Origin of the sequence: Pseudoalteromonas sp. NZS100 (genome assembly GCF_015864815.1) — a bacterium.
GTDB lineage: Bacteria > Pseudomonadota > Gammaproteobacteria > Enterobacterales > Alteromonadaceae > Pseudoalteromonas > Pseudoalteromonas distincta.
Window position 1 is genome coordinate 1 of sequence record NZ_JADYWM010000006.1, and the last position, 18620, is coordinate 18620.

15 protein-coding genes are annotated in these 18620 nt (G+C 39.8%); 4 read left to right on the plus strand and 11 right to left on the minus strand.

Annotation, left to right across the window (positions count from 1 at the left end; all coding sequences use genetic code 11):
* Positions 1-176: 176 nt before the first annotated feature.
* The 6 genes from I6E69_RS07795 to I6E69_RS07820 form a co-directional block, all read right to left on the minus strand.
* Positions 177-986: a hypothetical protein gene (locus tag I6E69_RS07795; protein ID WP_197120982.1), complete on the minus strand. Its 810-nt coding sequence runs from the start codon at positions 984-986 to the stop codon at positions 177-179.
* An 80-nt stretch (positions 987-1066) separates the two neighbouring features.
* On the minus strand, positions 1067-1558 hold the full coding sequence (locus I6E69_RS07800) for a hypothetical protein (RefSeq protein ID WP_197120983.1): 492 nt from the start codon (positions 1556-1558) through the stop codon (positions 1067-1069).
* 243 nt (positions 1559-1801) lie between these two features.
* Positions 1802-2278, minus strand: coding sequence for a GreA/GreB family elongation factor (locus I6E69_RS07805; RefSeq protein ID WP_197120984.1), 477 nt, complete (start codon positions 2276-2278; stop codon positions 1802-1804).
* 181 nt (positions 2279-2459) lie between these two features.
* Positions 2460-3395, minus strand: coding sequence for a protein translocase subunit SecF (gene secF, locus I6E69_RS07810; protein ID WP_197120985.1), 936 nt, complete (start codon positions 3393-3395; stop codon positions 2460-2462).
* Positions 3388-5226 (minus strand): protein translocase subunit SecD, encoded by a 1839-nt coding sequence (gene secD, locus I6E69_RS07815; RefSeq protein WP_197120986.1) that lies wholly within the window; start codon positions 5224-5226, stop codon positions 3388-3390. The genes secF and secD overlap by 8 nt, the downstream gene beginning before the upstream one ends.
* Before the next feature lie 108 nt (positions 5227-5334).
* On the minus strand, positions 5335-5796 hold the full coding sequence (locus I6E69_RS07820) for a hypothetical protein (RefSeq protein WP_197120987.1): 462 nt from the start codon (positions 5794-5796) through the stop codon (positions 5335-5337).
* Between the two features lie 101 nt (positions 5797-5897).
* Here I6E69_RS07820 and I6E69_RS07825 point away from each other — a divergent pair, with 101 nt between their 5' ends.
* From I6E69_RS07825 to I6E69_RS07840, 4 genes are all read left to right on the plus strand, one after another.
* Positions 5898-7676 carry an ABC transporter ATP-binding protein/permease gene (locus I6E69_RS07825; RefSeq protein ID WP_197120988.1) on the plus strand — a complete coding sequence of 593 codons (1779 nt, stop codon included), beginning with the start codon at positions 5898-5900 and terminating at the stop codon, positions 7674-7676.
* Between the two features lie 240 nt (positions 7677-7916).
* Positions 7917-9995, plus strand: a complete 2079-nt coding sequence (locus I6E69_RS07830; RefSeq protein ID WP_197120989.1) for a M13 family metallopeptidase — start codon at positions 7917-7919, stop codon at positions 9993-9995.
* 258 nt (positions 9996-10253) lie between these two features.
* On the plus strand, positions 10254-10967 hold the full coding sequence (locus I6E69_RS07835) for a YebC/PmpR family DNA-binding transcriptional regulator (RefSeq protein ID WP_002959761.1): 714 nt from the start codon (positions 10254-10256) through the stop codon (positions 10965-10967).
* A 77-nt stretch (positions 10968-11044) separates the two neighbouring features.
* The gene (locus I6E69_RS07840; protein ID WP_197120990.1) at positions 11045-12331 is read left to right on the plus strand and encodes a leucine-rich repeat-containing protein kinase family protein; all 1287 of its coding nucleotides are present in this window, start codon (positions 11045-11047) and stop codon (positions 12329-12331) included.
* Positions 12332-12410: 79 nt separating this feature from the next.
* On the opposite strand, the gene I6E69_RS07845 is transcribed toward I6E69_RS07840, so the two are convergent.
* From I6E69_RS07845 to I6E69_RS07865, 5 genes are all read right to left on the minus strand, one after another.
* Positions 12411-13535 carry a sterol desaturase family protein gene (locus I6E69_RS07845; RefSeq protein WP_002959759.1) on the minus strand — a complete coding sequence of 375 codons (1125 nt, stop codon included), beginning with the start codon at positions 13533-13535 and terminating at the stop codon, positions 12411-12413.
* 204 nt (positions 13536-13739) lie between these two features.
* Positions 13740-14744, minus strand: a complete 1005-nt coding sequence (gene gap / locus I6E69_RS07850; protein ID WP_002959757.1) for a type I glyceraldehyde-3-phosphate dehydrogenase — start codon at positions 14742-14744, stop codon at positions 13740-13742.
* A gap of 9 nt (positions 14745-14753) precedes the next feature.
* Positions 14754-15374 (minus strand): bifunctional 4-hydroxy-2-oxoglutarate aldolase/2-dehydro-3-deoxy-phosphogluconate aldolase, encoded by a 621-nt coding sequence (gene eda / locus I6E69_RS07855; RefSeq protein WP_002959756.1) that lies wholly within the window; start codon positions 15372-15374, stop codon positions 14754-14756.
* Between the two features lie 33 nt (positions 15375-15407).
* Positions 15408-17258: a phosphogluconate dehydratase gene (gene edd, locus I6E69_RS07860; protein ID WP_197120991.1), complete on the minus strand. Its 1851-nt coding sequence runs from the start codon at positions 17256-17258 to the stop codon at positions 15408-15410.
* A 336-nt stretch (positions 17259-17594) separates the two neighbouring features.
* Positions 17595-18608, minus strand: coding sequence for a LacI family DNA-binding transcriptional regulator (locus tag I6E69_RS07865; RefSeq protein WP_197120992.1), 1014 nt, complete (start codon positions 18606-18608; stop codon positions 17595-17597).
* Positions 18609-18620: the final 12 nt, after the last annotated feature.

Consider the following 18620-nt stretch of genomic DNA (forward strand, 5'->3'; position numbering starts at 1 on the left):
TCGACACCTTTTATCAAAACGGGTAACTCTCACTTTTTCAAGTTGATGTGTCAGATCTTGTCTGAACTAATACAACTAATTATCGGCTAAAACTATTTTATTTAACCTCCTCAAAGTGATGAGGAGGTGCCATTGAACTGGGGGGAGAGCATTGTCCTGCTTGAATGACTTATTTTCTATAGACCAATCTGATTTTCAATAAAAGTTTGCAATAAACCTGTTGCAACTTCACCGGCTTTGCCCCCAGCAGTTAATAGAAAACCTTTTAATTTTTGTTTTGCATTAAGACGGTCTTCTTTTTTAGAACTAACATCAACTAATTCATGAACCGCGGAGGCTAATTCAGTTTTATTTTTATCTGCAAATTTTTCAATTAACTCTAAAAGCTGCTTTGCATCCGTACCAAGGTGCTGGTCGCCAATGATTTCTTGTGCGACAACTCCGTTTACAGACTCAATTATTTGAGGTTTGATATTTACAGTCAGGTTATTCTGAACTGGACTCAAAGAGCTTCTATCAATCAATAAGGCAGAATCAATACCATTAAACTTGGGAATAGCTGAATCTACTAAAGTATTAATACTTGCCCAGTCTTCATCTGTGCGCACAAATTCACCCAACTCACTTTCTAGCCGGTGTTTAATGGTTAAACTTTTCATCTCCCTTTCTTGCTTTAAGTCTATATGGAGACGCCTTGCCTCTTTGGAGTATCTTTCAACAATTTTTATAACTTCCATTGAACTCATATTTTTTGAAACTAAAAGTGCTGACGCGCTGTCAGGGTTAGAAACACAAGTATCCATAAACGTAGAGAATTCCTCAAATTCTTTAGGTAATATAGAAGGATCGATGCTGTCACCACTATAAAATTCATGAACTACACCTTGTTTAGTGCTGTATTGCTCTTGTCGCACATCAAGATGTGAAGCTTTTTGTAAATATTCCCTAAAAAGCAATAATAACTTTTCAGCTTCATTCGCCCACATTCTTTCAGCAGGAATATAAATTCTAAAAATAAGGTTACTTTCGTTTTGATCAATAAACGAGGATGCTAAAAGACTTAACTCTACATTTTTTTATAAGGTATTAATGTTAATCCATAGTTTTCTAGTAATGAAATAACCGAGGTTCTTGTATCTGAATCTGGGGGTGTGAACAAACCATCGTAAAATGAGTCCATATATTCGTATTCAGGTTCTAGATCAGGGTCAAAGTCATCCAGCTTTTGATCACGTTGATTTTGTTCATAACTGTCTATACCTGTAATCAAAGATTCATGAGCCAAGAACAGGTTAGGAACTTTTGATACTCTAGTTAATAGATCATTTACTAAACTACCATAATGAGGTGCTACAAAAATACCAAACGCTGTATTAGTCATTTTTACGACCACAGAAGTCACTTCATATTGGTCAAAGAAACTAATAATTGTTTTCCAATTATCAGTTGTGGATTCAAGCATCTTTCGTTTATAGCGCGTACCTACTGCTTTCAATTTTGCAGTTACACCTTCCCTATCTGCATGCCCTAGAAATAGAACAATTTTTTCCTTTTCCATTAGTATATCTCTTAAAGTAATTAATCGAAACGTAGACGGCTAATTAAACATCACTTTGGTGATTTAGAACACACCAAAGTGGCGTGTATTAAATACGCCAATAATTTCACTTAATAACTCTGATGTAAACAAGTGATTACCTATGCATCAAAGTTAACTCTGCTGATTTATGTCAAAACGACTTTTAATAATGTTATGAGACAGAATTACCTTTGTCGGATGGCGCTTCTCTTAAAAAAAGCTTTATAAAATCTCTACCACCACATATTCGTTGGCTTTACCTGCAATTGTTAACGTAATTTCATCATCAATCTGTTTATTTAATAACTGCTTACCCATTGGTGCGCCGGGTGTTACAACAGCAATTGCGTGCTCTTTAACGTTTACTGTTAACCCACCAGCTGCGGGGCCTAAATAAAACCATTTTTGAGCAGCTTTGTCATCTTCTAAACACACCAGCGAACCGATAGCTATTTTGTCGGTTGGTTTTTCGTTAAAAGCAGGCTCAAACAATTCTATGCTTTTATAGCAATCGTTTACGCGCTGGGCTTGGCCTTGTGCTAAATAAGCGGCTTCGAGCCCTAGGGTATCGTATTTATTTTCGGCTATGTTTTCTTCATGTGTGGCGGTGTCGTGCGCAGTTTTTGCCGCTACTTTTGCTGTTGTAAGCTGCGCTTCTAGCGCAAAGCGAAGATGTTCGATAACGTGGGTTTTATTCATGGGGATTAGTACAATACAGGCTGTAAAAATAAGGCAGCTAGTTTAACATTTTTGCTAGGCTTAAAACCATTGTTTTAAACCCCGCAAGTTTGGTGGGAATACTAGCGGGGCTTAAATTAGCATTAAACAAGCAAATTGCGGTTGGTTGGTACAGCTCTTTGCTTATGCTCTATTAAAAACCTTATGGCATATCTAATAATGTTTGCGTGTGGGCATCTACTTTAACTTCGTAGTTTTTAGCGCTTAAGCCCAATAGCTCCGGCAAGGTTGCCGCTATACAAATAGACGAGAACGTACCCACTACAATGCCGGTAAATAATGCTATAGCAAAGCCTTGCAGTGGTGCGCCTGCAAGTAACCAAACGCTCGCAACCGTCGCAAGTGTGGTACCCGACGTTATTAAGGTGCGCGTTAGTGTGCTTTTAATCGCATTATTAATAATAGTCGCTGGGCTAAGTACATTATTTGATTGAACACGTAAAAGCTCACGCACTCTATCCCCCACTATTATTGAGTCGTTAAGTGAGTAACCAATAATAGCCAGTAAGCTGGCCAGCACGGTTAGGTTAAACTCAATTTGTAATAGTGAAAATAACCCAAGAACGAGTATTAAATCGTGCACTAGCGCAACCACAGAGCCTACCGCTAATCGCCATTCAAAACGCACTGCAAGGTAAATCATTACCGCAATCATTGCAGCAAACATTGCTAAACAACCCTGATCAAATAACTCATCGCCCACTTGTGAGCCAATATAAGCTGACGATAATACCTGTGCGTTTATATCATCGTTTTGTGTAACAGCGCTTTGCCAATCAAGGCTATTAGCTGTTGTTGATGCACTTGGTGCTTCTCTTAATTGAAAATGGCTATTACCTTGCGCGGTTAGCTCAAACTCACCGTTGTGATTTTTAGCAATAAACGATTGAAGCTCTTTTAGCTCAACGCTTTGGCTGGTTGTAAACTCAGTTAAATAACCGCCGGTAAAGTCTAAGCCGAAATTTAAACCTTTTTGCGTAAGCGTAAATACGGATAGCAACACTAACATGGCGCTTAAAAGCATGCCCATAAAACGTAAACGTGTGCCCTTTTCACCTTTCAAAAAAATGTTAAGCATGTGCTTTTACTCCTGCTTTTTTACCCATTTTTAAATACAACGTTTGGCTTAATATTTTTGATACGTACACACCTGTAAATACAGATGTTAAAAGCCCCAGTGCGAGTGTAATGGCAAAACCTTTAACGGGCCCATAGCCTATGCCGTATAAGATAAGTGCGGTGATCATGGTCGTTATATTGGCATCAAATATTGTATTTGCGGCTTGTTTATAACCCTCTTGAATAGCTTGATATGGTGCACGGCCTTGGCGACGTTCTTCTTTAATGCGTTCAAATATTATTACGTTAGTGTCTACCGCCATACCTATGGTTAATACTAGGCCAGCGATACCCGGCAGGGTTAACACAACCCCTGGTAATAATGACATTAAGCCCACAAGCGACGTTAAATTTAATATAAGTGCTACGTTTGCAATAAGGCCTAAACGGCGATACCAAAGCGCCATAAATGCAAGCGTAATACCCATGCCTAACATAAGCGCGGCTAAGCCATTACTAATATTTTCGCTGCCGAGGCTTGGGCCTATTGTTTGTTCGTGCACAATTGTAACGGGTGCGGTAAGCGAGCCTGCACGTAGTAATAATGCTAGGTCGGCTGCCGCTTGTTGGCTTTTCATATTGGTAATACTAAAACGCGAACTTAAATGCTGAGCAATATTGGCAACATTAATAACTTCGCTTTTTTTAACTACTTCGCCTTTAGCGTTTTGAGAGTACTCAGAGTAAAGCGTCGCCATTGGCTTACCAATATTGGCTTTTGAAAACGCCGACATAGCATCCCCACCTTGGCCGTCTAGGCTTAGTTGTACAAGTGGTTTACCCCAATCGTCGCGGCCTATGTTTGCATTATTAATATGATCGCCTGTAAAAATTGGCACAGGATCGAGCTTTATCGTTCCGCCCGATTGCATATTAAATGTTTGCCCGCCAATTTCTTTTAATTGATAAAAACCAAGCGATGCGGTTGCACCAATAATGCGCTTAGCTTCGGTTGGATCTTGCACACCCGGTAGCTCTATACGAATGCGGTGCTTACCTTGTTGCTGTGTTACCGCTTCGGTAATGCCTAACTCTTCAATACGTGAACGAAGGGTTGTAAGTGTTTGCCCCATTACTTCTTTATCAAAGCTGCTGCGGCCTTGCTCTGAATAACTAAATTTGGCAGTTTTAACGCTGCCGTTATTGCTTGTTACAACGGCTAAATTAGCAAATCGGCTTTGTAGCTCTTCAATAACAGGGGTTAACTTGTCGGTTGCATTAGGCAATGCGTTTATTTCAAACCCGTGCTGAGTTTGCTGCGCTTTTACGCCATGTGCTTTTTGCTTAATAATAATTGATTTAGCTTGTTGATACGCACTGACTAATTGCTCATAAACGGCTTTATCTAAATCTACGTCTAATACAAATAGCACACCGCCATTTAAATCAAGGCCTAGCTTAATTGGTGATAAACCAAAATTTTGTAGCCATGTGGGGCTGGTTGCATGCTCAACAATTTTTACTTGCGTGTTTGGATATTGCGCTTTTATAGCCACTTGCGCCTGAGCGCTTTTAGTTGGCTCGTTTAAAAGTACATTAATAGTCGATTGCTTATCTAAACCCTGCTCAACCTCAAGCCCTTGGTTATTCAAAAAAGTAACTAGCGTTTTAGTGCTCGGTAAAGATTGCGTTTCGCTGTGCGGCGTATTACTTACGTGCAACCACGATTTATTTGGATATAGGTTTGGTAATGCGCTAATAGCTAATAAAACCAATACTATTAGCATGGCTATATAGCTTAATTTGAACTTAGCCGTAGACGGCTTTTTATCTTTTTTAAAACTTAACATGTTTAATCCTTATTGCCAGAAATGCTAGCAACGTACTTTTTAAAAGCACAATTAATCTGCAGGCTAAAACTTTAAAAGTTAAAACCTAATAAAATTAAATAAGGAAAATTAAGCGTGGTAGGTAGTTACGGCAGTGTAGAGTAAGTTAACATCTTTCCAGCCACTTAAGCGCGACTTTTTACTATTAGTTACAAGCGTATACCAAGGTTGTATACGGTTAACGGCTCTCGGTCGTAAGAATATATGCCTAACAAGATTTTGAGCAAAAAATTCAAAAACCACATCGTATTCTGGCTCATTTTGCACAGTGTGCAAAAACAAAGATGAATTATTGGCAGTTAATCTTGGTTGGTGCGCGTCAAAATCGGTTTGATGCGTTTTTTTATGTTGCAAAGTATCTACAGACTTACTAATAGGCTGTATTTTAGTTAAATCGCCAATATTAGTAAGCGAAACCTGCGTGCTAATATTTATATTTAAATTTTGTGAGGCGCCCATAGCATTGCTCTGCACACTAAAAAGTGCAGCAAGTAGCAAAAAGGCAGTTAAAAACACTCTAAATTTAAACATTCACGTTTTAAAACTAAAATAAGGGATGCGTAGTATATAAGGGCAAGCATTTAAAATACAATGCTTATTAATTAAGTATTTAGTTTTAACAGAGATCGCTAATGCGCCCCAGACAAAGCACAGAAAAACGACCAGACGCCATGAATTTACGCCAAAGTGTAAAAACACTGTGGCCCTACCTTACAAAATTTAAAGGCCGTGTTTTTATTGCACTTATGGCGCTTATAGGCGCAAAAGGTGCCACGCTTTTAATGCCTTGGGCGCTTAAAGAAATAATAGACTCTGTAGATAAGTCGATTAACCCACTGTTAGTTATTCCTGCTTTATTGCTATTGATGTACGGTGGACTGCGTTTTGCTAGCGTATTTTTAGGTGAGGTAAGAGATGCTGTATTTTCTCGGGTAACCGAGCACGCCATGCGTGATATTGGTTTAAAAGTATTTAAGCATTTGCACTCACTTGAGCTGGCTTTTCATTTAGATAGGCAAACCGGTGGCATTAGCCGCGATATAGAACGAGGTACTAGCGGGTTAAGCTTTTTAATGCGTTTTTTAATGTTTAACATTGTGCCTACTTTATTTGAAATACTGACCGTTGCGATTATTTTTGGCACGTTGTTTTCTGTTTGGTTTGCGCTTATTACATTATTGGCAGTCGCTATTTATATTACCTTTACTGTGGTGGTTACTCAGTGGAGAAACCGCTTTATTCGCGAAGCAAACGCTGCCGACAACCAAAGTAATACCCGCGCTATAGACAGCCTACTTAACTATGAAACTGTAAAATATTTTAATAATGAACAGTTTGAAGCTAAAACGTACGACACCTTTTTAGCAAACTGGGAAAAAGCCCGTTTAAAAAATAGAATGTCGTTGCTCGCCCTCAACTCAGGCCAAGCACTTATTATTGCCTGTGCTATTACCGCGTTAATGTGGTTGGGCTCAACCGAAGTAGTTGCAGGAACTCTCTCTATTGGTGAACTTGTGATGATCAACGCGTATATGATTCAGCTATTTTTACCGCTTAACTTTTTAGGTTTTGTGTACCGCGAAATAAGGCGCGCACTAACCGACCTTGAAAACATGCTTGGACTACTTAACAAAAAACCACAAATAACCGATGCACTTAATGCAAAAGAGCTCAATATTAGCCAAGGTGAAATAACATTTAATAATGTAAGTTTTAGTTACGATGCGCATCGCCCTATTCTTAATAACCTTAGTTTTAGTGTTAAAGCTGGCAGCAAAGTAGCCATTGTTGGTGCCAGTGGTGCAGGTAAAAGCTCATTGGCGCGACTGCTTTATCGTTTTTATGATGTAAGCACCGGTGAAATTAGCATTGATAATCAAGTAATAAACTCAGTAACACTTAATAGTTTACGAAAAGCCATTGCAATAGTCCCGCAAGACACCGTGTTGTTTAACACCACGATTCGTGAAAATATCGCTTACGGTAGACCAACAGCAAGCGATGCTGAAATTGACGACGCCATTGCAATGGCGCATTTAAAAGACTTTATAGGCACACTTGATAAAGGCGATAAAACACTGGTTGGCGAGCGCGGTTTAAAAGTATCCGGCGGCGAAAAACAGCGTATTGCTATTGCGCGCGCCATTTTGAAAAAGTCCCCTATTTTAATTTTTGATGAAGCAACATCTGCACTCGACTCTCATTCTGAGCAAGCAATACTTGCTGCAATGCGTGAAGTTGCCAGTAACCATACGAGTATTGTTATTGCTCATCGCCTTTCTACTATTACCGATGCAGACACCATTATTGTGCTCAAAGCCGGACAAATTATTGAGCAAGGTAAGCACGATGAGTTACTTACACTCGCCGGAGAATATGCCCGTATGTGGGAGCTTCAGCATAAAAAATAAATACTGCGTAACCCCTCTTAGCTCTGATACTTTTAAGTATGCGAGCTAAATAAAGTGTTTATAGAACCTATTAGCCTTTCTGTTTTCTCTTATATTAGTTTTATCGAGCACTGTGGTGATTCACCTCAAAAGGTTTGTTTGTATGATTAATATCAATAACAATCGATAAGTTAAATATTCGTAACAATAAAAATGATTCACTGCTGCTTTAATTCAATCAGTGATACTCAGGAGTAAGTAATGAAAAAGAGTTTAATAGCCGCAGCATTAGCTGCCACATTTATTACTGGTTGTTCAGAGCCGCAAACAACAAAAACAGACGAGCAAAAATCTAAAGTAGCCACTGCAGCAGTGACACAAAAAGCAGAACTAGGTAGTTTTGGTGTTGATTTAACAGCCCGTAATGAAGCCGTTAAACCAGGCGATGATTTTTTTATGTATGCCAGTGGTACTTGGTATGACAACTATATAATGCCGGCAGATAAAACCCGCTACGGTGCATTTTCAGGATTAGCAGAGCGAAGCGAAGGCGATGTTAAAGCTATTATTGAAGAAATAGCCGCACGCAAAGATTTAAACGCAGAAGAAAAACTCGTTGCTGATTTTTACAACGCCTACATGGATACCGAAACACTTAATAAACTAGGTGTGGCGCCAATTAAGCCATTGCTAAGTGAAATTAATGATATATCGTCGACCGACGATTTAGCTGAGATGTTTGGTAAGTCTTGGTTAACCGGTAATAAAGCCCCTTTTGGCGGCGGCATGTGGTTTAATCGCCTAGACCCTAATAAATATGAAATGTCACTAGGTGCTGGTGGTTTAGGCCTACCCGATCGTTCTTACTACCTTGAAGACGCTGAGCGCTTTGTTAAAACCCGTACAGCTTATGTTGCTCACATTGCTGACATGCTTGAGTTTGCAGGAGTAAAAAATACCGCAGAGCGTGCTCAAGCAATTGTTGATCTTGAAACCAAAATTGCACAAGGTCATTGGCCTCGTGAAAAGCGCCGTAATCGCGATTTAACGCTAAACCAAATTGAACGCGCTGATTTAAGCACTGCTTATCCTGGTTTTAACTGGGATTTATATTTTGCGCAAACAGGTTATAAAGTACCTCAGTTAAATGTCTCTCAACCTGAACCTATAAAAGCGATGATTGAGCTAATCAATCAAGAAGATATTGCAGTATGGAAAGACTACCTAACGTATCACGCTATTAGCGGTAACGCAGGTTTACTATCAGAAGACGTATTTAATACTAACTTTGCTTTTTTTGGTAAAGAACTAAACGGACAACAAGAGCCTCGCCCTCGTTGGAAACGTGCAATAAGTCAAATGTCAGGCACAAGTTCGCTTGGTTTTGCTATTGGTAAAATATACGTAGCGCGTTACTTCCCTGAGTCATCAAAACAACAAATGTCAGAGCTGGTTGAAAACCTTCGAACAGCCCTGGGTGAACGTATTGATAATCTAGAATGGATGGGTGATGCAACTAAAGTAAATGCGCGCGCTAAGCTTGCTGCATTTGTACCAAAAATTGGTTACCCCGATGTTTGGCAGTCTTATGATGGTTTAAGCATTACTAAAAACGATTTAATCGGTAATGTGAAAAACATGCGTGAATTTTTCCACGCAGAAAGTGTTGAAAAAGAGCTACAAAAAACAGATCGTAACCGCTGGGGCATGACGCCACAACGCGTAAACGCTTACTACAATAGCTCGTTTAATGAAATTGTATTTCCGGCTGCGATACTACAGCCACCTTTTTTCGATCCAAATGCTGATCCGGCTGTAAACTATGGCGGCATTGGCGCTGTAATTGGTCACGAAATGGGTCATGGGTTTGACGACCAAGGTTCAAAATCAGACGAAAACGGTGTGCAACGTAACTGGTGGACTGATGCTGACCGCGCTGCATTTGACAAAAAAGCCGAACAACTGGCTGCGCAGTACAGTAAGTACGAGCCAATTGAAGGTAATTTTGTTAATGGTCGAAATAGCCTTGGCGAAAACATTGGTGATGTAGGTGGTTTGTCGATGGCTTATCACGCTTACAAGCTAAGTTTAAATGGTAAAGAAGCGCCTGTTATTGACGGCGTTACTGGCGATCAACGTTTCTTCCTTGCGTGGGCACAAGTATGGAAAGAAAAACGTACTGAGCAAAGCATGCTTAACCAACTTCGTGGTGGCACACATGCCCCAGGTCGCTTTAGAGCACAAGCGCCACGTAACCACGATGCATGGTACAAAGCGTTTGATGTAAAACCAGGCGATGAGTTATACCTTCCTGAAGATGAGCGTGTACGTATTTGGTAAGTAACACTTACTTTTTATTACTTAGTAAGGCAACCTGTTATACAGGTTGCTTTTTTATTGAATTAAATTTACACATAATAAGTATAATTCCAACGTCTAGAACCCTCGATGATCCCATTAATAAAATACAGTTTACATGGCTTTTAAACGTTATCGTTTTAATCTGTTTTAATACTTACTAGCCCTTGAATGCATTTACCTTTAGAATACGCATTATAATTTTATTCTATTATTTACATATATTAAGGCGAAACGCAGATGGGAAGAGCTTACCAAAACAAAAAAGATTCAATGGCTAAGACTGCGGGTGCTAAAACTAAAGTTTATTCTAAGTACGGCAAAGAAATTTATATTTGTGCAAAAAACGGCGGTGTAGATCCAGATGGTAACTTATCATTACGTCGTTTAATTGAACGCGCTAAAAAAGACCAAGTACCAGCACACGTTATTGACCGCGCAATAGACAAAGCAAAAGGCGGCGGCGGTGAAGACTACGCAGCAACACGTTACGAAGGTTACGGCCCTGGTAACTGTATGATTATTGTTGACTGTTTAACAGACAACAACAAGCGTACCTTTGCTGATGTACGTGTTTGTTTTACCAAAGCAAATGCTAAAATTGGCGCTCAAAACTCTGTTTCACATTTATTTGATCACCTTGCTATTTTTGTATTTGACGGTGATGACGACGAAGCAGTACTTGAAGCTCTTATGATGGCTGATGTTGATGTAACTGACGTAGAAGTAGATGACGGTAAAGTTACTGTTTTTGCTCCTCACACAGAGTACAACAATACACGTACAGCGCTTGAAGAAATGGGCGTGACTGAATTTGACGAAGACCTAATTAGCTTTGTGCCACAAATTGAAACGCCGATTGAAGGCGAAGACGTTGAAGTTATGGAACGCTTTTTAGCAATGTTAGAAGATTGCGACGACGTGCAAAACGTTTACCATAACGCGCAATTCTAAAGAGCGATTTAGTAAGTTAGAACGACTTTAAGCCAACAGCTATGTTGGCTTTTTCATTTTTAGAACATGGTATTAATATGAACTCCCTTAAAGAGCTTAAAAGTGGCAAACTTGTTGGTGCTACTCGCCTGCAATTGGTAGAAGAGCTAACGACATTTCCTGAAGAAATATTTAGCTTAGCTGACACGCTTGAAGTTCTCGATTTATCAAATAATAACTTATCAACACTACCTGATGAATTTGCCTGTTTAACACACCTGAAGCGTGTGTTTTTATCGTTTAATCAGTTTAAGCATATTCCTAAAGTGCTCGCTAAATGCCCTGCTTTAATTATGGTCGCGTTTAAAGGTAACCAAATTTCTGAATTTGCTTTAAACAGCCTGCCAAAAAATATTGAGTGGCTAATACTCACCGATAATACGTTAAGCGAATTACCTGAAGATTTTGGGAATTATACCCAGCTTAAAAAGCTTGCGCTTGCAGGCAATCAACTTAAGCAACTGCCAAGTAGCATGGCGCAGTGTAAAAACCTTGAGCTTGTTAGGCTCTCTGCTAATAACTTAACACACGTAGACGACTGGCTGTTTGAATTGCCTAAACTTGCTTGGCTTGCGTTTGCCGGTAACGATTTTAATAAAGCTCAGTGCCTTACAAATAGCTGCTTAGAAAATAAGCCTCTTAACGATTACACACTCAGTCATGTTATTGGCCAAGGTGCATCGGGCGTTATTCATTTAGCACAAGCAGCTGATAGCGCTGTAGCGATCAAATTATTTAAAGGCGCAATTACCAGCGACGGCTACCCGCTTGATGAAGTAAATTGCTGCCTACAAGCAGGCGATCACGCTAATTTAATTAAAGTACTTGCCTACATTGAGCAAAGTGATCAGCTAGGTTTAGTAATGGAGCTAATAGATAAAAACTTTGCTAATTTAGGCCTGCCTCCAAGCCTTGAAACCTGTACGCGTGATACCTTCAACGATGATTGCCATTACTCAACTCACGCTATTTTAAAAATTGCACAGCAAATGGTAAGTACCTTACATCACTTGCATATTTGTAAAGTAAGCCATGGCGACGTGTATGCGCATAACACCATGATAAACAAAGATGCTGATGTATTATTTGGTGATTTTGGTGCAGCCACAAACTTAGCCATGTTAAGTGATTATCAACAAAAGCAAATCGAGTTAATTGAAGTACGTGCATTAGGGTGTTTAATTGAAGACTTATTAGGCACGGTAACTGGCGATGATAGACAAAGTGAGCTCTTTGTTAAAATGTCCGATATGGCAAAATGTGCCATGCAACTTACATTAAATCAAAGACCTACATTTACTGAGTTATTAGCAGAGCTAAAATAAATTTAATATTAATAATATAAGCGAGCAAAATGTAACACCTTACTCGCTTTTATTTTATGTTTATTCGGATTTTCCGAACTTATTTAGTGCGCTTAAACGGGTAAATCTGTTGTTTAAGCATACCTACGGGCATGTAATCCCCGACTACACCATACGCTTGTGGCCACTCTTTTTGGCCTTTAACAGCAGTACCAAACACATAATCTAAAAACGAAAAATGTGCAGCGTAATTTCGGTCAATCGCGGCTTTATCTGACGCATGATGCCAATGGTGAAACTGCGGTGTAACCATAAAATATTTTAGCCAACCAAATTTCACACGTACATTTGCATGGTTAAACACAGCCTGCAAACCCACAATTATTACGTACAAACTAATTATTTGCTGTGAAAAACCAAGCACAAATATAGGCGTGAGCACTAAGCTGCGCGTTACGAGTATTTCAAGAATATGCTGGCGAGAGCCCGCTAACCAGTCCATTTCTTTAGCACTGTGATGTACGCCATGAAAGCGCCATAATAAAGGGACTTCGTGATAAGCACGATGCACCCAATACTGCATTAAATCTGCCACAAGTATTATTAAAAACAACTGCACTACAAAGGGTGTTTGCTCTATATAACCTTGTACTGTAGATGATACAGCCCAGCCAAAGCCATAATGCACAAAGTGGTTAGTAACGAGTAATACAAAACCAATAATTAAATGATTTACAAAAAAGTGGTTTAAATCGCCTCGCCATTCGCTACGTAATATTTTTTGCTCTTTACGATGAGGTAATAACTTTTCAATCACAATAAATATAAGTGTTGAGCCGAGTAAATCTAAAATAAACCAATCAAGCCCTATATAAGGTGTATCAGAAGCAAATTCGTTTACTTCAACGTTTGGTCCGCCAAACATAATAGCGAGTAAAATAAAAAACCACGCTGTAGCCCCTAAACGCTTATTGGTATTACGTACAAAGTTAAGTAATCCTAGACTGCCCGAGACCAATAATGATGCAAACATAAGCTGACGTAAAAAGTCGACGCTGTAGCTTTTTCTTAGCTCTGGTGTGGTTAAGTATTCAGGAAAGTGAAACGCTAATACGCCTAAGCAACTCAGTATTGCTAAAAAGCAGGCTATGTAGCCACTTATGTTGCCCTCACCTATCTGAAGATGATTTGTGCGAAATACTTTTCGCGATAAAACTCTTATCATTTTATTATTCCTTGCGTCGTTGAGTTGATTAAATACAACGAAATTCCATTGATTTACACACACACATATTAACAAAATTTAGGGTATAGAAAATACAAATAGTTCCCTCCTAATTTTGAATTGCAAATATACAGATAAACCAAACGCAAAAAAGCCACGCAATGCGTGGCTTGGTTGGATAAAGCTAAACTTTTACAAGGTCAATTATAAGTACTGACCTAATGCTTTAACTTGGTCTAACATGCGGTTTGAGAAACCCCACTCGTTGTCGTACCAAGCCATTACTTTAACTAGTTTGCCATTGGCTTTAGTTTGCGTTGCATCAAAGATAGACGACGCTGGGTTATGGTTAAAGTCGATAGAAACAAGCGGAAGCTCGTTATATTCTAAAATACTCTTCATCGAACCCGTTGATGCTTCTTTCATGATTGCATTGATTTCTTCTGCAGTCGTATCACGCTTAGTGATAAACGTAAAATCAACTAAAGAAACATTGATTGTAGGTACACGTACCGACATACCATCTAATTTACCAGCAAGTTCTGGTAATACTAAACCAACAGCTGCCGCAGCACCTGTTTTAGTTGGGATCATAGATTGAGTTGCACTACGCGCACGGTATAAATCTGGGTGGTATACGTCAGATAAGTTTTGATCGTTGGTGTAAGCGTGAATAGTCGTCATGCTACCTTGCTCAATACCTACTGTGTCGTTAATTGCTTTTGCAATTGGCGCTAAACAGTTAGTAGTACAAGAAGCGTTAGAAATGATATTGCTATCAGCATTAATTACGTCGCTGTTTACACCATGCACTACTGTTGCATCTAAACCAGTACCTGGAGCAGATACGATTACTTTTTTAGCGCCTGCAGTAATGTGCTTAGCAGCGTCATCACGTTTAGTGAAAAAACCAGTACATTCTAAAACGATATCTACGTTTAGCTCTTTCCACGGTAAGTTTGCAGGGTCACGCTCTTGCGTTAACGTAATTACGTCATCCCCAATTAGCATAGTGTTGTTTTCAAGTGTTACTTTTTTAGAAAATTGACCATGAACTGAGTCATACTGCGTTAAATGTGCATTTACGTTAGCTGGTGCTAAATCGTTAATTGCTACAATTTTAATTTCGCTGTTTTGAGCTGACTCATAAAGTGCACGTAAAACATTTCTACCGATACGGCCGTAACCGTTAATTGCTACATTAATCATTTTAGACTCCTATTTAAGTTCACTTGCTTGGCGAGCAAGCGCTTCAATTGCTTGCCAGTCTTTATTTTCAATTAGTTGTTTATCTAGCATCCACGTACCACCAACACAAATAACGTTGTTAAGCGCTAAATAATTAGGAGCAGTTGCTAGGCTAATGCCGCCAGTTGGGCAAAAAGTAATATGTGGTAATGGGCCACCGATTGATTTAAGCATAGCTGTTCCGCCCGCAGCTTCTGCTGGGAAGAATTTTAAATACTTAAAACCATGCGACGCAAGTTGCATAACTTCACTTGCAGTTGCAGCGCCTGGTAAAAATGGTATATCTGATGTTTTAGCTAAAGCAATAAGCTCATCGCTCACACCTGGACTCACCATAAAATCTGCACCAGCAGCAACCGAAAGATCAAAACTTGCCTTATCTACTACCGTACCAGTACCTACATAGGCTTCAGGTACTTCTGCTTTCATTAGCTTTACAGCTTCTGCAGCAATGGGTGTACGTAGTGTTATTTCTAAGGCTTTCAAGCCACCGTTGTATAAAGCTCTTGCAAGTGGTGCTGCATCTTCTAATTTTTCGATTACAACCACTGGCACTACGGGTGCCGATGCTAAGATTTTTTCAATACTCATTACTTGTTCCTCATTACCCAGTATGGCTAATATTTATTCAAGTCCAAAAGCACTCGCGCCTAAATCGGCACTGCTTACGATATTTCTAAATCCAGTAAATAATTCACGACCTGTACCAAATGTTGCACTTGGCAGGCTAAGTTCTGCTTCACGCTTAGCAAGTTCTTCGTCGCTAACGTGTACTTTTAATATTCCGTTTGGCGCATCAAGCGTCACTAAATCGCCTTCTCGGATTTTAGCAATAATGCCGCCTTCTACTGCCTCTGGTGCTAAGTGAATAGCAGCAGGTACTTTACCAGATGCACCCGACATACGACCGTCAGTAACAATGGCTACTTTAAAGCCTTCATCTTGAAGCGTTGCCATTACTGGCGTTAACTTGTGTAGCTCTGGCATACCTTTCGCTTTAGGGCCTTGCTCTTTTAGCACGGCAATAAAGTCTTGGTTTAATTCGCCACGAGTGTATGCATCTTGCAGAGCACTTTGTGAGCTAAATACTTTTGCAGGAGCAGTAACGTTTTGATGTTCTTCAGCAACAGCTGACACTTTGATAACAGCTTTACCTAAGTTGCCAGTTAGAAGTTGCAGACCACCTTGCTTACTAAATGGGTTACTCACTGGGCGAAGTACTTCTTCATCGTGCGAGTTTGCTGGGCAATCTACCCATTTAACTTTAGTTGGGCCAGTTGAGTCGCTCATGATCAAGCTATCGTCTTTATCCAAACGAGGCTCTGTCATGTATGGTGCTAAACCATCGCCAAGCATTGTTTTCACGTCTGTATGTAAGTAACCAGCGCTTGCTAGTTCTCGCATTAAGAAACCCATACCGCCAGCTGCTTGAAAGTGGTTTACATCAGCTGAGCCGTTAGGGTAAATACGTGTAAGAAGTGGTACAACTTCTGATAAGTCAGACATATCTTTCCACGTAACCTGAATGCCGGCAGCTTTTGCTATCGCAACAATATGGATTGCATGGTTAGTAGAACCACCTGTAGAAAGCAGACCCACTAAACCATTTATAATCGTTTTTTCGCTGATCACATCGGCTAAACACGGGCTTTCTTTATCATCTGTAAGTTGCTTAAGCATTGTTTCTACAGCATTACCTGTAAGACCATCGCGAAGCTCAGTGTAAGGATTAATAAACGAGCTACCTGGAAGGTGTAAGCCCATTATTTCCATTAACATTTGGTTTGAATTGGCAGTACCGTAGAACGTACATGTACCAGCGCTGTGATAAGACGCACTTTCAGCTTCAAGTAAGTCTTCGCGGCTCACTAAACCTTGTGCAAACTTTTGGCGAATACGTGCTTTTTCTTTATTCGGAATACCTGATTGCATTGGACCTGCTGGTAAAAAGAACACAGGTAAATGACCAAACGACAATGCACCAATTAATAAACCCGGGACGATTTTGTCACAAACGCCTAAACAAAAAACGCCATCAAACACATCGTGCGAAAGAGAAATTGCCGTAGACATAGCAATTACATCGCGAGAAAAAAGTGAAAGTTCCATGCCGTCACGCCCTTGCGTAACGCCATCACACATTGCAGGCACGCCACCAGCAACTTGAGCTGTAGCATCGTATTTTGTTGCAATGTCTTTAATTAAATCTGGGTAGTCTTTGTATGGCACATGAGCCGATAACATATCGTTATATGAGTTGATAATAGCAAGATTTGGCTGCTCATCAGCCTTTAAGCGCGCTTTGTCATCACTGCTACATGCAGCCATAACATGGGCTATATTTCCGCAACCTAAACCGGCACGAACTCTTGTTTGTTTTTTTGCGTGCGAAATGCGATCTAAATAATCTTGACGGGTATTTTTACTGCGTTCGATAACGCGCTGGGTAACTTCTTGAATACGAGGATGTAACATAATTTAACTCATCTCTATTAGTTAGAGGATAAAGGCTCAGTAGCAACTACAGACTCCACGTAAATAACTGTACTGAGCATCTTTGATTTACCCGTTCAAAGGTACGCTACCAGGGAGCCTCTCACAACAACCCTGACACCGGTGTCACTGTATTAACGCATAGCAATGACACCGGTGTCAACCCCGGGTAACAAAAATAGTTTAATATTTTAACATGACCAAATAATGACCTAATTGATTTTTAGGCACAAAGCATGTTTTAGCAAGTTCAGAGTAAAAAAAAGCCCGAATAAGCGTCACTCATATTCGGGCTACTGTGAAAGTGTTTTAAACCCACTATTTTATTGCTGAGGTAGACTCACGTGTAATCAAGCGCGACTCAAGCGTTACCTGATACGGCTGTTCTTGTGGTTGAGCTATGTGTGAAATAAGTTGTGTTACGGCTTGTTTAGTCATTTCTTCAACAGGCTGTGCAATCGTTGTTAACCCAGGCCAAATATGACGCGCAATGGGTGCATTATCAAACCCAGCTATTGAAATGTCATCAGGCACTTTTAATTGGCGCTGAGTTGCTAATTTAAGTACGGCTGCCGCCATGTAATCGTTTGATGCAAATACAGCGGTTGGCCTAGGGGATAAATCTAAAATACTGCGTGCACTATCTACACCTGAGTGATAACTAAAGTTACCCTCCTCTACTAAGCGCTCATCAAATTCTATACCATGGCTTGCAAGTGAACGCCTGTAACCTTTAAAACGTTGTTGCGTGGCACTGTGATCTGGGTGCCCTTTAATAAAGGCTATAGATTTATGACCCAGGTTAATTAAATGCTCAGTAATCTCAAATGCGCCTTGCTCGTCATTACTACGCACTGAAATTGAATCATCTTGTAGTAAAGCTGAAGCAACCCTTGCATAAGGAATTTTTTTAGATTTTAAAAAAGCAACAAGCTCAGCAAAATCACCAAAAGGAGGTGTTAGCACAATGCCATCTAATCGAGAAGTTTGTAGTAATTGCTCAATATTATTTATAAGTGCTTCACCACGAAACTCACAAGGGTGTATCAATAAATTATAGTTATTTTCTTTACACGCTTCTAAGGCGCCCGTTTGCACTCGGGTAATATAACTTTTACTTGGATTATCGTATAAACAGCCAATAATAAAGCTACGATTTTGAGCAAGACCTCGTGCAATTGGATTTGGGGTGTAATCAAGCTCTTTAAATACCGCAAGCACCTTTTCTCGGGTGGCGGCACTTACATTAGGCTCATTATTTAACACGCGTGAGACGGTTTTTTTAGAAACCCCTGCATGGCTTGCTACACTATTTATGGTTACTTTTTTCATCTATCCATTATC

Coding starts and splice junctions, on each gene's coding strand:
- I6E69_RS07795 (WP_197120982.1), bottom strand. CDS start 986: ATGTGGGCGAATGAAGCTGAAAAGTTATTATTGCTTTTTAGGGAATAT.
- I6E69_RS07800 (WP_197120983.1), bottom strand. CDS start 1,558: ATGGAAAAGGAAAAAATTGTTCTATTTCTAGGGCATGCAGATAGGGAA.
- I6E69_RS07805 (WP_197120984.1), bottom strand. CDS start 2,278: ATGAATAAAACCCACGTTATCGAACATCTTCGCTTTGCGCTAGAAGCG.
- secF (WP_197120985.1), bottom strand. CDS start 3,395: ATGCTTAACATTTTTTTGAAAGGTGAAAAGGGCACACGTTTACGTTTT.
- secD (WP_197120986.1), bottom strand. CDS start 5,226: ATGTTAAGTTTTAAAAAAGATAAAAAGCCGTCTACGGCTAAGTTCAAA.
- I6E69_RS07820 (WP_197120987.1), bottom strand. CDS start 5,796: ATGTTTAAATTTAGAGTGTTTTTAACTGCCTTTTTGCTACTTGCTGCA.
- I6E69_RS07825 (WP_197120988.1), top strand. CDS start 5,898: ATGCGCCCCAGACAAAGCACAGAAAAACGACCAGACGCCATGAATTTA.
- I6E69_RS07830 (WP_197120989.1), top strand. CDS start 7,917: ATGAAAAAGAGTTTAATAGCCGCAGCATTAGCTGCCACATTTATTACT.
- I6E69_RS07835 (WP_002959761.1), top strand. CDS start 10,254: ATGGGAAGAGCTTACCAAAACAAAAAAGATTCAATGGCTAAGACTGCG.
- I6E69_RS07840 (WP_197120990.1), top strand. CDS start 11,045: ATGAACTCCCTTAAAGAGCTTAAAAGTGGCAAACTTGTTGGTGCTACT.
- I6E69_RS07845 (WP_002959759.1), bottom strand. CDS start 13,535: ATGATAAGAGTTTTATCGCGAAAAGTATTTCGCACAAATCATCTTCAG.
- gap (WP_002959757.1), bottom strand. CDS start 14,744: ATGATTAATGTAGCAATTAACGGTTACGGCCGTATCGGTAGAAATGTT.
- eda (WP_002959756.1), bottom strand. CDS start 15,374: ATGAGTATTGAAAAAATCTTAGCATCGGCACCCGTAGTGCCAGTGGTT.
- edd (WP_197120991.1), bottom strand. CDS start 17,258: ATGTTACATCCTCGTATTCAAGAAGTTACCCAGCGCGTTATCGAACGC.
- I6E69_RS07865 (WP_197120992.1), bottom strand. CDS start 18,608: ATGAAAAAAGTAACCATAAATAGTGTAGCAAGCCATGCAGGGGTTTCT.